The sequence below is a fragment of the Bacillus sp. LR_5 genome (assembly GCF_042709275.1).
Genome location: NZ_JAVAXX010000165.1, coordinates 1 through 14447, shown reverse-complemented (window position 1 = coordinate 14447; position 14447 = coordinate 1). Strand labels below are relative to the sequence as shown.

Annotated in this window: 16 protein-coding genes; 4 read left to right on the top strand and 12 right to left on the bottom strand. The window is 41.1% G+C overall.

Annotated features, from left to right (window positions below):
• Positions 1-39: 39 nt before the first annotated feature.
• Together RAC86_RS24970 and RAC86_RS24965 are read right to left on the bottom strand one after the other, a co-directional pair.
• On the bottom strand, positions 40-1119 hold the full coding sequence (locus RAC86_RS24970) for a glycosyltransferase family 4 protein (RefSeq protein ID WP_377886119.1): 1080 nt from the start codon (positions 1117-1119) through the stop codon (positions 40-42).
• Complete coding sequence (locus tag RAC86_RS24965) at positions 1116-1586, bottom strand: hypothetical protein (protein ID WP_377886118.1); 471 nt, start codon at positions 1584-1586, stop codon at positions 1116-1118. Before RAC86_RS24965 ends, RAC86_RS24970 begins: the two co-directional genes overlap by 4 nt.
• A 179-nt stretch (positions 1587-1765) precedes the next feature.
• Here RAC86_RS24965 and RAC86_RS24960 point away from each other — a divergent pair, with 179 nt between their 5' ends.
• Positions 1766-2119, top strand: a complete 354-nt coding sequence (locus tag RAC86_RS24960; protein WP_003245993.1) for a hypothetical protein — start codon at positions 1766-1768, stop codon at positions 2117-2119.
• On the top strand, positions 2116-2580 hold the full coding sequence (locus RAC86_RS24955; protein ID WP_024571927.1) for an endolytic transglycosylase MltG: 465 nt from the start codon (positions 2116-2118) through the stop codon (positions 2578-2580). The genes RAC86_RS24960 and RAC86_RS24955 overlap by 4 nt, the downstream gene beginning before the upstream one ends.
• A 29-nt stretch (positions 2581-2609) precedes the next feature.
• Here RAC86_RS24955 and pstB (RAC86_RS24950) read toward each other — a convergent pair whose 3' ends face one another.
• The 9 genes from pstB (RAC86_RS24950) to RAC86_RS24910 all read right to left on the bottom strand — a co-directional run bounded on the left by pstB (RAC86_RS24950) (position 2610) and on the right by RAC86_RS24910 (position 12104).
• Complete coding sequence (gene pstB, locus RAC86_RS24950) at positions 2610-3392, bottom strand: phosphate ABC transporter ATP-binding protein PstB (RefSeq protein ID WP_014480273.1); 783 nt, start codon at positions 3390-3392, stop codon at positions 2610-2612.
• 10 nt (positions 3393-3402) lie between these two features.
• Positions 3403-4212, bottom strand: a complete 810-nt coding sequence (gene pstB / locus RAC86_RS24945; protein WP_015384102.1) for a phosphate ABC transporter ATP-binding protein PstB — start codon at positions 4210-4212, stop codon at positions 3403-3405.
• A gap of 20 nt (positions 4213-4232) precedes the next feature.
• Positions 4233-5117 (bottom strand): phosphate ABC transporter permease PstA, encoded by an 885-nt coding sequence (gene pstA, locus RAC86_RS24940; RefSeq protein ID WP_003230103.1) that lies wholly within the window; start codon positions 5115-5117, stop codon positions 4233-4235.
• Positions 5117-6046 (bottom strand): phosphate ABC transporter permease subunit PstC, encoded by a 930-nt coding sequence (pstC, locus tag RAC86_RS24935; RefSeq protein WP_014477352.1) that lies wholly within the window; start codon positions 6044-6046, stop codon positions 5117-5119. The genes pstA and pstC overlap by 1 nt, the downstream gene beginning before the upstream one ends.
• A gap of 68 nt (positions 6047-6114) precedes the next feature.
• Entirely contained in the window at positions 6115-7017 is a 903-nt protein-coding gene (locus RAC86_RS24930; protein ID WP_377886117.1) for a phosphate ABC transporter substrate-binding protein, read from the bottom strand.
• 154 nt (positions 7018-7171) lie between these two features.
• On the bottom strand, positions 7172-9322 hold the full coding sequence (gene pbpA, locus RAC86_RS24925) for a penicillin-binding protein 2A (protein WP_377886116.1): 2151 nt from the start codon (positions 9320-9322) through the stop codon (positions 7172-7174).
• A gap of 113 nt (positions 9323-9435) precedes the next feature.
• Complete coding sequence (locus RAC86_RS24920) at positions 9436-10728, bottom strand: MFS transporter (protein ID WP_003230095.1); 1293 nt, start codon at positions 10726-10728, stop codon at positions 9436-9438.
• A 106-nt stretch (positions 10729-10834) separates the two neighbouring features.
• The gene (sodA, locus tag RAC86_RS24915; protein WP_004398583.1) at positions 10835-11443 is read right to left on the bottom strand and encodes a superoxide dismutase SodA; all 609 of its coding nucleotides are present in this window, start codon (positions 11441-11443) and stop codon (positions 10835-10837) included.
• Between the two features lie 178 nt (positions 11444-11621).
• On the bottom strand, positions 11622-12104 hold the full coding sequence (locus tag RAC86_RS24910) for a DUF456 domain-containing protein (RefSeq protein ID WP_004398518.1): 483 nt from the start codon (positions 12102-12104) through the stop codon (positions 11622-11624).
• Positions 12105-12213: 109 nt separating this feature from the next.
• On the opposite strand from RAC86_RS24910, the gene RAC86_RS24905 reads away from it, so the two are divergent.
• Positions 12214-12981 carry a DUF1189 domain-containing protein gene (locus RAC86_RS24905; RefSeq protein ID WP_003230089.1) on the top strand — a complete coding sequence of 256 codons (768 nt, stop codon included), beginning with the start codon at positions 12214-12216 and terminating at the stop codon, positions 12979-12981.
• A 415-nt stretch (positions 12982-13396) separates the two neighbouring features.
• Here the strand turns inward: RAC86_RS24905 and yqgA are convergent, their stop codons facing one another.
• Entirely contained in the window at positions 13397-13825 is a 429-nt protein-coding gene (gene yqgA / locus RAC86_RS24900; RefSeq protein ID WP_377886114.1) for a cell wall-binding protein YqgA, read from the bottom strand.
• A 276-nt stretch (positions 13826-14101) separates the two neighbouring features.
• Between yqgA and RAC86_RS24895 the strand changes: the two genes are divergently transcribed.
• Positions 14102-14401: a LysM peptidoglycan-binding domain-containing protein gene (locus tag RAC86_RS24895; RefSeq protein ID WP_003230087.1), complete on the top strand. Its 300-nt coding sequence runs from the start codon at positions 14102-14104 to the stop codon at positions 14399-14401.
• Positions 14402-14447 lie beyond the last annotated feature (46 nt).

Here is a 14447-nt window from a genome sequence, read left to right as displayed (position 1 = left end):
TATAATACCACTATAATGGACGGAATGCTAGGCTGTTTTTCAATGAATTGCTGAATTATTGAAGATACGCTCATAAAGCTGCAAATATGATGACATAATGAGTCGGGGGTGGTGGAGCTTGAACACTTGTTGTCTGCCAGCTTCTTTTATCCGGCGGGCTTTTTCCCGGTCTTTTAAAAAGCTGTCCAGCAGATCAGCCGCGTCCTGTACGAGCGTAAAATCAGCGATGACTGCCGTTTTGTCATGAACGGCATAGTCACAAAAACCACCCGACTGAGAAACGACAGTCAGCACACCTTGTTCCATGCTTTCTTGCGCGGCAAGCCCAAACGGTTCATAAGAACTAGGGAAAACAGCCATTTCACAGTGAGACAGTAACGTTCTGATGTCTTTCCAATTGAGAAACGGCAGGAATATGACGCGATCCTTCAGGTTATATGCCGCAGCTAATTTCTCATAGCAGGACAGAGACGGCCCCTCCCCAGCCAGCACTAGATAGAGGTCTGGCTGACGCTGCTTCAAGATGGCAAACACCTTTAACAGCTGCGATAATCCTTTTTCCGGAACAAACCTTCCATATGAAAAGAGGAATCTTCTATTCATGCTTCTCGGGATTTTCCCCTTCTCTTTCTCCATAGATGCAGGACTCGGGATAACGGTTATTTTCTTATGTGCCGCCTTATCAAGAGACCGCTTCATAAATGTGCTTAATACGATCAATGCATCAGCGGATTCTATAAGGAGCCGTTCGGTCATGAGCCTGTATGGGTGTGGGGCTTCTCGGCACACCTTCTTCCTTTCGCTTTCAAGACCGTGGATTGTCGCAGCAAGCGGAAGGCCAAGCCGTTGTTTCAAATACTGGGCGGCAGGGGCAGTTGTGTCATCATGGGCATGAATCAGATCAAAGCGTTTATTGTGTGATAACACATGGCGAACCATTGTAAAGTTAGCATCAGCTATGTAATCTTCAAACTTCGCATACGAAAACAGCTGCCCGCTCGGAGTAAAAACCTTAATGTTGATATGAGGGTTTAAATAGGAAATGAGGCGGTTTAAATGGATACCGAGCCCGCTTTTCGGCTCATCGGGATGTTCGGGTGAAAGCATGAGAATGTTCACCGTTCTTTTTCCCCTCTCCCATAACAGGTGTATGCAGAAAATTGCGCCTCCCACCTGGTGTGCGCTTCTTCAATCTGAAAACTGTTTATATGACGAATCCCATTTTCATCAAGATAGATGTCGTCTGTACCGGCAAGCTTGAGAGAGACATTCATTGAATTCACAATTCTGTATTCAGCCCGATATACAGCATCACCAGCCGCCTGTCTAATCGTCCATTCGCCTTTATCATACGTTGTGCGTTTTGTCCTGACAGCTTCAATGTCTTTTCTTTTGATGACAATGCGCAATTCTTTTATCATATCCTGCGTTTTTTCGAAAAGGACCGCTTCAGCCAGCCGCATTGTTTCTTCTGAGATTTCCCAGCTTACGGTCAAGGTGTGAGCGTTTTGAATGATCATGTCGAATGTGTCCCTAAAAAAGGAAAGCTTATGTCGTATATTATAGGGAAATGGGTGTTTATCCATGGACTCCTAACATTCTCCTTTCCAATCGTTCACTTCGTGTTCCTATTAAACCATTACATATAGAAGAAGCAAAGAAAGATTTCTCGACAAAATCTCGTTTTTTTCGCGAATTCCTTTAGAAACTATTGGTTTTATGGTATAAAAAAGAAGGATAAAAAAAGAATAGAAGGTGATGAAACGTGGAAATTGCTATTATTGCGTTGTTTATCGTCAGTATAGCGCTAATTGCATTCTCATATTCTCAAAGAGACCCGATGAAAGATGTAGAACAGGAGCTCGAAACACTGCAGCTTTCTGCGATGCAGGAAATTTACAAGCTCAAAAAGAAAATGACAGTGCTTGAGGAAGAATTACTGGAAACAAACCTTGTCATTCGCAAATCAAAGCAGAACGATATCAATCAAAAAATCGCTAAACAAATACTTTCTAAATATAATAACGGTATGTCAGCTGAAGCGATTGCTAAAGCTGAGCATGTATCAGTGGAAGACGTGAATACGATTATCAAAGATAATGAGAAGGTGCTCGTATGACAAAACGGGGCATTCAGGCATTTGCTGGCGGCATCATTTTAGCGACAGCCGTTCTTGCAGCTGTTTTTTATCTGACTGACGAAGACCAGGCCGCTGCTGTAAAAGAAAATAAAACAGTAACCGAACAAGACGTGAACAATTATCTTGATTCTAAAAAATTGGTTTCTGTCAACCGTGATGAATATCAAAAACTTCTCGATTCAAAAGAGAAATCCTTAAACAATGACAGCGGCTCAGACACGAAATCAGACAAAGTCAAAACCTACAAGCTCACCATTAAAGACGGCATGAGCACGGCGGATGTATCTGCTATTCTTGAAAAAGAGGGCATTATCTCTTCGGCTCAAGACTTTAATGACTATGTCATTGATGCCGGCTATCACAAAGAAATTCGTGCCGGCGAGTTTAAAGTAAAATCAGACATGAGTTTCAAAAAGATCGTAAAAACGTTAACACGATAAAAAAACAGGCTGACTCAGCCTGTTTTTTTTCATCCAAACTTTCCTGAAATGTAATCGAGCGTTCTTTGGTCCTTCGGGTTAGAGAACATTTTATTCGTATTGTCGCATTCAACAAGCTCGCCCATGTAGAAAAAGGCGGTTTGATCAGAAACCCTTGCTGCCTGCTGCATGTTATGCGTGACAATGACAATTGTATATTTATTTTTCAGCTCTAGAATGAGTTCTTCAATTTTTCTCGTTGAGATTGGATCTAGTGCAGATGTCGGTTCATCCATCAGCAAAATATCAGGATTGGTCGCAAGTGCTCTGGCGATGCAAAGACGCTGCTGCTGGCCCCCTGACAGCGAAAGAGCGGACGTATGCAATCGATCCTTCACCTCATCCCATAACGCCACGTCTTTTAATGACTTTTCCACAATTTCCTGAAGCTTCTTCTTATTTTTGGTGCCGTGGACTCTCGGTCCGTAAGCCACATTATCAAAAATAGATTGCGGAAACGGATTCCCTTTTTGGAATACCATGCCGATATTTTTTCGCAAATCAACGATGTCCACTTTATCCTTTAAAATGTTGCTGCCATTATAGTTCAGCTCACCTGCAAGCTTTACATTCGGCGTCATTTGAATCATTAAATTCAATGTCTTGATAAAGGTCGATTTCCCGCATCCGGATGGCCCGATAATCGCCGTAACCTCATTTTCATAAATGCTCAAATTGATATTTTTTAAAGCATGATGCTGTCCATACCATAAGTTCATTCCATTGACTTGATAGACTTCCTGTTTCATTACAGCTTCGGTAGCAATACTCATTGCCGCCCTCCTATCCGAATTTTCCGTTAATATAATCCTCTGTCTTTTGCTTTTTCGGACTCGTGAAAATCTGTTCGGTCTGTCCGTATTCTACAAGCTCGCCGTTTAAAAAAAATGCCGTCCGGTCAGAAACCCGCAGAGCCTGCTGCATATTGTGCGTGACAATAATAATTGAGTATTCTCTTTTCAATCCTGTAATTAATTCCTCTATTTTTGCATTTGAAATCGGATCAAGCGCTGAAGCTGGTTCATCAAGCAGAAGAACAGCCGGCTTCATCGCAAGCGTTCTCGCGATGCATAAACGCTGCTGCTGGCCGCCGGATAACGAGAGTGCGGATGAATGTAAACGATCCTTCACCTCATCCCAGAGCGCTGCTTTTGTTAAACTTTCTTCCACAATTTCATCTAAAACAGCTTTATTCCGCTCTCCGGCATATTTCAATGCATGTGTGATATTCGCATAGATCGATTTCGGAAATGGATTTGGTTTTTGGAAAACCATGCCGATTTCTCTTCTCAAGCTGACAACGTTAATATTGCCGCCCAATATATTTAATCCTTCATAAAGGATTTCACCTTCCGCTCTTGCAGATGGAATTAAATCGTTCATTCGGTTAATATTTCTCAAAAAAGTAGATTTTCCGCATCCCGACGGCCCAATTAAAGCAGTCACCGCATTTTTTTCAATATCCATGTTTACATGATGAACGGCTTGTTTATTTCCGTAAAAAATGGACAGATCTTTGACCTCAAGCACGTGGTTCTGCTTCGGAACAATAACAGCTCGCTCAGGTTTTTCTTTTACCATTTGTTCAGACATGCTTTTCGCCTCTTTCCGTTCTAATTTGCCGTAAGCTTTTTGTAGATCATCGTGCCAAGCCATCTCGCCGCGAGATTAAACACAAGAACAGAAATCACCAGCACGGCAGAACCACCGTTGGCAATCGCTTCAGCATCCGGAATCATTCCTTGTGTATTGACGTTCCAAATGTGGACCGCAAGTGTTTCAGCGGGCCTGAAAATATTAAGCGGTGATGTTTCCGAAAACGGGTTCCACTCCGTAAAATTAAGACGCGGTGTTGTCAGGCCTGCCGTAAATAATAATGCGGCCGCTTCCCCGAACACCCTTCCTGACGCTAAAATTGCTCCTGTGATAATAGAAGGAATCGCACTTGGAATTAAAACCGTTTTTACGGTATGCCAGCGTGATACACCTAAAGCGAGAGAGGCTTCCTTCAGATCTTTAGGGACTGAACGGATCGCGTCTTCTGTCACACGCACCATGACAGGAAGGTTAAAAACAGTTAACGCAAGCGCTCCGCCTATGATCGTATATCCCCAGCCTGTTAAGTTGACAAACATCAATAATCCAAACATTCCAATGACAATAGACGGAAGAGATGAAAGCACCTCTATACATGTTCTGATGAAGTCAGTTACTTTGTTATTAGGCGCGTATTCAGCCATGAAGACCCCGCCGCCCACACCGAGCGGGATTGTAATCAGCATTGTAATAAACAAAATATAAAAGGAGTTAAACAGCTGATCTCGTATGCCTCCTCCAGCTGCAATGGCGCTCGACTTTGTTGTAATAAATTGAAAACTGAGCTGAGAAACACCGTTTATAATAATATAGGAAAACAAACCTACTAAAATGGCAGCGATAATGGCTGCACACAAACCAAACATTCCGGTCGCCAGTTTATCTGTTATTTTGCGGTTCATTACACTTTCCTCCTAGATGACAAGTAGCGAATAAGCAGGATGAACAAGAATGACATCACCAGAAGCACAAGCCCCATTGACCACAGCGTATTGTTTTCAACACTTCCGTATGTGGTGTGGCCCATATTCAGCGTGATGATCGTTGTCAGCGTTCCCGCAGTGTCAAACAGGCTTTCCGGCAATACTCTTGTATTTCCAATGACCATCTGAACAGCCAAAGCTTCACCGAACGCCCGAGCCATGCCTAACACAACAGCTGTCATCAATGTTGGAAAAGCTGCAGGCACAAGTACTTTTCTGATCGTCTGCCATCTTGTGGCCCCAAGCGCGTAAGAACCCTCTCGTAAACTCTTCGGAAGAGAAGCCATTGCATCAGCAGAAATCGATGTGATCGTCGGCAGAATCATGACGGAAAGGACAATCGTTCCCGCCAATAAACTGTGCCCTGTTCCGCTCGATTTGAACTGGGCGATAAACGGCACCAATACTGTAAGACCTATGAATCCATAAACAACAGATGGAATACCGACTAAAAGCTCAATCACCGGCTGCAGCACTTTCTTTCCCCAATTCGGGGCAATCTCTGTCATAAAAATCGCACCTGCAATGCCAAGCGGCGCAGCGATTAGAGCAGAAAGAATCGTTACTGCAAATGAGCCAAAAATAAATGGCAGCACTCCGTATTTCGGATCACTATCTGTAGGATTCCAATTTAAGCTCGTTAAGAATTCAATTGGGCTTACACCATTTACAAGAAAAGATTGCAGCCCCTTCACGCCGAGGAAAATGGTGATTGCAACAGATGCCGCAATCATAATCAGCGCACATGCTGTCACAATCATTCTTCCCCGAACTTCATCCAATTGCCGATTTTGCCTTGAGCTGATTAAACGCTCGCTCACAGACATATTTTCTCTATTGTTTATCATTGTTTTACACTCCTATGAATGTGTTAAGAGGAGAAACGGTTGTCCCCGCACTCCTCTTTTTATTAAGATCAGCTTTGCTTCCCTTTGGCATCCCGTGTCACTTTCATATCAGTAACCGGAATGTAGCCTTGGTCAGTAACAATGCTTTTTTGAATGTCTTCACTCTTTAGATAATCAAGAAATTCTTTAGCTAAACCTGTCGCTTCACCTTTTGTATAAGAATGCTGATAAGCCCAGATCGGATACTCGCCAGTTGCTACATTTTTGGCTTCAGGTTTAACACCGTCAATAGATAGAGCAGTTACTTTGTCATCTGTTAAATATGAGAATGCAAGATATCCAATCGCTCCCGGAGTATCAGCAATGATCTTTTTCACCGTGTTGGAGGAATCTTCAGTAATGCCTTCTGCAGGTTCTTCTCCGTCAAGCGCATATTTTACAAATGTAGCACGTGTGCCAGAAGAATCAGGACGGTTTACAAGTGTAATCTTTTGGTCTTTGCCGCCGAGCTCTTTCCAGTTTTTAATTTTTCCAGTGAAGATTTTTTTCAATTCATCTTTTGAAATATCCTTCACACCAGCATCAGGGTTTACAGCTGCTGCCATACCAACTACAGCGACTTGATGATCGACAAGCGCTTTTGCATTGATGCCTTCTTTTTCTTCAGCAAAAACGTCTGAATTCCCGATCTGAACAGCTCCTTCAGAGACTTGAGAAAGCCCTGTTCCAGAACCGCCAGCTTGTACCTGTATATCAGCATCAGGGTTTTCTTCCATAAATTTTTCCGCGGCTGCAAGTACTAGTGGCTGCATTGCCGATGAACCAGAAATGGTTAAAGAACCTGATGCCTTTTCTTCTCCTTTTGCAGAATCGCTATTCGATTTTTTACTTTCTCCTGCATTTCCGCATGCAACTGCAATCATCATAAAAGCAGCCATCAGAAGCATAAGCACCAATTTGTTTTTTTTCATTTCCTGAATTCCCCCTGCGTATAATGTGTAATTTGTCCTACACGTATAGAGTAAAGGTTCTATGTAAAAAGGGTTTGAACCGAATGTTAAGGTTTTGTAAATCAGTGCGTTTTTTTGTATAAAAAAAACGCCCACATCATGTGAGCGTTTCTTTTTAGTTATCAGAAGACGTTGTGTTTTCTGCATTTTCTTCAATTTTGTCTTTATTCTTTTGCTGAGTATCTTCTTTGTCCTGCTTCGATTTCAGCTCAAAATATTTATCCATTACTTCCCTGCCGATTTCGTTTGTAATTGAGTATCTTTGATTGTAATCAATGTAAGTCCAAGGAACTACGACAGAAATAGCAATCTCAGGATTGTCAGCTGGTGCATAAGCCACAAGCGTCGTATTATAAGTGTCTGTTCCTGTTTTTGATTTATCCGGTCCGTCGTAAAATGATTGGGCTGTTCCTGTTTTTGCAGCTGGTTTATACGATGCTGAAGCCAGTTGACCTGCAGCTGTCCCTTTAGTGGCAACCCGTCTAAAACCGGCTTGGACCTCTTCAATATAGCTACTCTTCATATCGACTTTATTCAATACTTCAGGCTGAACAGAATCAACGACTGCGCCGATCCCTTTTTTCGCATTTGAATCTCTGACTTCCTTTACAAGCTGAGGCTTCATGCGGTAGCCACCATTTGCTATGGTGGAGACATATTGAGCCAATTCCAGCGGTGTATAAGTATCATACTGTCCAATGGCGAAATCAAGCAAGAAACCAGATAATCTGCTTGTACCTTTATATCCCGTCATTTCATTTGGTAGATCAATTCCTGTTTTTACTCCTAATCCAAATTGACTGAAATAATTTCTGAAGGTATCAAATGCAGAAGTATCCAAAGGCAATGCTTGGTGAGGTTTATATTCACCTTTACCAACTGCAATAGCTGTTTTAAACATAAAAACGTTTGATGACTTCTCTAATGCAGTTTGAATACCAACCGGCCCTAAGTTTTGCCAAGATTTTTTCCCTCTTTTATCCTGGCCGATATACAATGGTTCATCCTTAAATACAGTATTCAAATTAATCGCTCCAGTTTGAAGACCGGTCAAAACGGTTGCACCTTTTACAGCTGATCCCATAGCGTAGGATGAAGTCATGGCTCCTAATGCATAATCATCAAACTTATAGGCTCCATTTTCTCGTTTAATCTGCTTCCCTGCCATTGTCAGCACTTCGCCGTTTCTAGGGTCCATCATGACAACGAATGCACGATCCAACAATTCGGTACTAGGTCTTGCTTTAGCAGTTTTAAGTTTTTTCTCAATAATTTTTTCCACTGATTTTTGCAAATCAATATCAATTGTTAGTACAAGATCTTTCCCGGCTTTGCCTTCAGATACCGTTTTTGTTCCCGTGACATTGCCTTTTGAATCTGTGATATTTTCGACTTTTGCTTTTTGGCCCTGCAGAAGGCTTTCATATTGGTATTCCAGATAGCTTTTTCCGACCCTGTCATTTCGGCTGTAGCCAAGCGATAGATAATGGTCGAGCAAGTTGGACGGCAATCCTTCATCAGAGCTGGAAACACTCCCGAGCACTGAGCGAAGAAGGTTTTTATATGGATATTCACGTTCCCAATCGGACGTGACATCAACTCCAGGCAGTTCGTCTAAATGTTCACTTACCACTGCCATTTCCTTCGCTGATACATCCTCATTTTTAATATATTGAGGGGTCAAAGCATAGCCTGAATCCATACGCCTTTTGATAGCAAGGATCTGCATATCTTTATCCGTCAATTCATTCAGCTGCTTATCAGTAATCCGTTTTAGCTGAAGCTGGTATAAATCGTCATCGGATAATTTTTTCTCTTCAACCTGCTGTCTTTCTTTAGAGCTAATCAGCTTTTTCGCTTCTTTCGGTCTAGTCAAAATCCAATAATCTTTTTTATCCCGTTCTGTTACTTTTTTTGTATCGACTTTGATCATGCCAGACAGCTTTTTTGCGATCTTTAAGCGCTGTTCTTGCGTGGTCGATTTAGATCTCGTGTACGTGATTGCATTTAAAGCCTTATTTGTCACAATGGCATTAAAGTTTCGATCATAAATTTTCCCGCGCGGTACCGCTGAGCTGACTTCACTTTGTTCCTGCTTATTCGCTTGGTTTTTGTAATCATCGCCTTGCACGATCTGCTTGATGCCCAGTTCCACAATAATCCAGGTAAATATAACAAAGGCAGCTAAAAATAAAATATTCAGCCGGATCGGAAGCGACTTCTTTTTCTCTTTATGATTTTGCTTTTTTTGTTTATTTCTCCTCATAACATCACCTTTTCTATTTACAGAAAGAAAAGACACTCAAGTAAGAGTGCCAGTTTTCATTTTAAAGGTTTTTTCGACTTTTTTCTACAGATAACCCCTTTTTGGCAAAAAAATTATCTCTCGCCTTTTAAAAGGGTCGGTTCTGTTACCCGTTTTTGGCCGTCTTCTTCCATGGTTTCATTTTCCCCTTCTTTCTCCTTAAAACGAATATCCTTGACAAAGTAATAAATCAAAGGATGTCCTATACCCAATATCGCAAGTGACAAAGGAATTCCCACATCCTCTTTCAGAAGGGCCACAATCAGGAGAAAGCACAAAATGGAAACAATTCTGCCGGCGTTCAAGAACATTTCTCTAAGCACGATATATTCAATTCTTGCTTTTCTGGCATGCCTCGCGCGCCCTATCACATCATATGTAAGTGATACATATGGCACAAGCAACAGAGGATAGCCGATGGCAATAAAAACGCCATACGTTAATAATGTCGAAAAGCTCATATGGAACAGAATCAAAAACAGCGCGCCATACAAAATAAGTCCGCCCAGCAAAATCGATTTTTTTCTCGCCTTTTTCTTAATCAGCCTGGATGCAAAGTAGTAGGCAAAGAAGGAAACAGCTGAATTGACAAGACCGAATGTACCGAGAGCAAGTTCGCTGTTTGTCTCAATAAATACAAACACACTGATTAAAAAGACAAAAATCCCTTCTCTCAAACCCTGAAAAAAATGCGCATTCGTAATTCTCCGCCAATTCATATTGCTATGGCGCTCTCCAAATACTTTGCTCAGCATAAAACGGCCCTTTGATTCTCTCCGTTTTAAGAAAAAGCTCATCACGACGGCCAGGGCAAATAAACTGAGGGAGAGACTGAAAATCACTGTATAACCCGTATTATTTTCAAGCCTTGAGATCACGAATCCGGCTACAATCGGGCCGATCATTCCTGCAGAGGAAGACAGAATGCCCATAAACCCGTTGAAAAAGTCTCGCGTATCCGGCTCTGTTATTTCAAAGGTCAGCACGTTAAACGCTAGCCAATAAAAGCCATAGCCCACTCCGAGCACCGCGCCGATTAGCACGAGGCGGCTGGCCGCCGTTTCTCCGGCTAAAAGCACACTTAAATAAAAGGCAGCTAAAAAAATGACGCCGAACCTTAAAATGAATACCCTGTCTATTTTTTTGGCTAACCGTCCAGCCAAATAAAAGGTTATCGGCTGCATTGTCACAATGGATAAATTATATATCGCCAAATCAATAAATTTCCCTGACTGCTTCCAAAGATACACATTAACAAATGTATTGGACAGTGCAATTCCCAGCGAATAAAGCCCGCCAATGGTCAGCAGAAAGAGTAACCCTTTGTTTACGTCTACATCGCCTATCACTTTTTTTAGTTTGCTCATTACTGACTCCCCTTTACTATCCCTTAGTCTGTCTCACTCAAACCGAGATATGTAAAAAGAAGACATAAAAAAACAAGGTCCCATAATGAGGACCTTGTTTGTGCCATTATTTTGCTTCGCTGTATAGACGAGCCACTTCGTCCCAGTTTACAACATTCCAGAAAGCTGAAATGTAATCAGGACGGCGGTTTTGATAGTTAAGGTAGTAAGCATGCTCCCAAACGTCAAGACCTAAGATAGGCGTTTTGCCTTCTGAAAGCGGAGAATCTTGGTTTGGCGTGCTTGTGATTTCAAGTTTACCGTTGTTCACAACAAGCCATGCCCAGCCAGAACCGAAGCGTCCAGCTGCTGCTGCTGCGAATTGCTCTTTGAATTTGTCAAAGCTTCCAAATACACTGTTGATCTCTTCAGCAAGCGCGCCAGTCGGTTCGCCTCCGCCGTTTGGAGATAAAAGTGTCCAGAATAATTTGTGGTTCGCGTGTCCGCCGCCGTTGTTGCGGACTGCAGTGCGGATGTTTTCAGGAACAGAATCAAGATCTGCAACAAGCTCTTCAACTGATTTGTTGGCAAGAGCAGTGTTTCCTTCAACCGCTTTGTTTAAATTTGTCACGTATGTGTTGTGGTGTTTCGTATGGTGAATAGTCATAGTTTCCTTGTCGATATGCGGTTCTAAAGCATCGTACGCATAAGGTAATTCTGGAAGTTCGTAAGCCATGATAATTCCTCCTTAGTATATATGTACTGAAATGCCGCTTCACAGCGAGCCTTTCTTCATTCAATGTAACAAAAGAATGCTTTGTAATCAATGAAAAAGCTCACGATTTGGCTCATTTCAGCGGACATATTTCACTTTAACCGATAATCTGCCCCATTAAACCTGCCGCCAGCATTTCTTATAGGACCGTCCATAAAAAGTATCCGATCATCAAAAGCTGTATGATGCCCTTTGCAATAACCCCTGTTAAAAAACCAATGAGTGAGCCGAGGCCAATTTTAAACGCTGACTTTAAGTCCTTCTGATGGACGATAAGTTCTGCGCAAACAGCCCCGATAAACGGCCCCAATATGATCCCTGCAACCGGAATGACAAAAGGCCCGATTAATAAACCGATCGTGCTTCCCCATATGGCAGCTTTGCTTCCTCCGAACCTTTTTACTCCAAGCAGATTCGACACGTAATCTGCTGCGAATAATACTGCCGCAAAAACTGCCTCAACAAGCCAGAACATATAAGAATACGGACTGAATGAAAATAAAAATCCGTACAATACAAATCCGGCAACAATAAATACTACGCTCGGAATAACAGGATACACCAGCCCGATAAAGGCAATGATAAAAACCGCTGCAATCAACAGCCAATACAACATATCCATAGCTTCCATCCTCCCATTTTACTCTGTCTTCTTCATGTCTTCCTTGTATTCACACGCATGCAACGATACAATAAGCAACATATATTAGTTTAGCTAGGAAGTGAAGATAGTGAATGTGTTTCAGCTTTTCATTAAAAGTACATACTCTCCCCGTGATATTGCAAAAACAAGATTTCAAGGAATCGGAAAAGCGATTCTTTATGTATTTTTGCTCTCTGTCCTGTTTGCAATCCCTACCGCTTATTATGTAAGTACAGGGACCGTAAAATCAATGAACGGCTTTAAAACTGTTTTAAACAAAGATTTCCCTGATTTCACAATTTCAAACGGCAAACTTCAAACGGATGAGAAAAAAGCCACGGAATCTCAGGCAAATGGTTTCGTTATCGTGTTCGATCCGACAGACTCCTATGGCACTGAACAAATTGAAGCAAAGCAAAACGCAATCGGCATCCTTCAGAACAAATTTGTTTTGGCCATTGACGGACAAGCCCAAGAAATGTCTTACTCAATGATGCCGTCAGAGTTACAGAAAAAAGATGTCATTGCAGGTTTAAACCAAAATAAAGCGATGATTGTAACTGTTCTCTCAGCTCTTATTTTTCTCGTAACAGCAGCGGGAAAATTTATTGAAGTATCGTTTTTAGCGCTTATCGGGTTAATCATTAAGAATTCGCAGAAAAAACATTTATCCTATCATCAGCTCTGGAAGCTTTCTGCTTATTCCATCACACTTTCAACTGTATTCTTTACAATCATGCGGGCACTAGAAGCAACCGTACCAAGTGAATTTTTGCTGAACTGGTTTGTCAATTTTGTCATCCTGTTTCTCGTTTTAAAAGAGATTCCGTCCAAAAAAGTAATTAATAAAAGTTAAATTATATTTATTTTTATCCTTTAAGTAGAGAGTGTGAAAGCATTTGCATTAACTTTTTACTTAAGGGATATTTAATAAAATGTATAGAGCTTAAACAGATACATTTATAAAAAAAGCTCTACAATTACTCAAGAACAAGCTCTGGACAATAATATCAGAAGTAGTAAGATGTAACATGAAAGAAGTTCTTAACAGCATTTGACATATGTTTTTAACAAAATAAGAATAATGTTAAATTTTAACTAATAGACTAGTTAAAATCATATGGCAAAATATTTTGCATCCTTTCACAACATATTTACATAAGATAGTTGCTATTTAAAAAGCCAGGTACCAATAGGGCACCTAGCTTTCAGAATTAAATCATCAACAAGTTAGAATTATCTTCTTTCCTTCTATTCTCATTATTGAACTGTTATCTTTTTTGTGGGTTTATGTATACAAATGCAGCTCCCTTAGCTTTCCCCTTATACACTGATAAACCTACTGCCCAAGGTGTTCCTGTCGGTTTTGGTAATTTACTGAAGTAAAACTTTTTGGTTGGAGTTCTACTTGAAAAGTACCCTGAATATTGCGGGCCAATGTCCCCACCCTCAACTATAGATACACCAAAGCTCTTATAATTTAGTTTACCGCATTTTCCATTTGTTTCGGCGTAAGCATCAATAGATGTTGCACTCTTAGTATATGTATAAGCATCTGTAATAACTCTTATTTTACAACCAGAAATACCACTTACCGGTTGCCAACCACTGCTTGCAGCCTCTGCTTTTTCTTTAGGTGCAACTACCAAAGTTAACATTAGTAGCAAAATTAAAAACATAGAAAATTTTCCTTGCTTCATTTTGTAGATCCTCCTTTAAACTATTACATAATTATCCTAACAGATCCATTGTTCATTGTAAATAATGGAATACGAGTTTTATATTATAAAAGCCTCTTTTTGATCTAATTTTGCACTATTTTCTATTTTCTATCTGAAGTTAATGTTTAGTCGAAGAAATCCTGTCAAAAAAGCGCCTGTATAAAAACCGAGCATTCGCAGTCTCTTTTCTTTTGTCATGAATCGAAATGGACAAGCATACTATGGTATAAAATTTCGTATGCGGGAGGAAAAGCGATGAAGCGTCTCACCTTAGTATGCAGCATTGTTTTTATACTTTTTATTCTTTTTTATGACCTTAAAATTGGAACCATCCCCATTCAGGACCTCCCTGTCTATGAAGCATCAGCAAAAACGGCTGTACAAGAACCGGCTTATAAAACGGTGAAGGTAAAGCCGGGTGATACGGTTATGTCGATAGTCGGATCAGCAGGTTCTCCGGATGACATTGTAAAGGATTTTGAAGCACTGAATCCAAATGTGAAAGCCAATGCCATTCAAGCGGGAACAGCGTATAAATTCCCGGTCTACCCTTAATTTAACGTTAATTTCTTGTCAGTTCGGCGAAGACACTGTTACAATG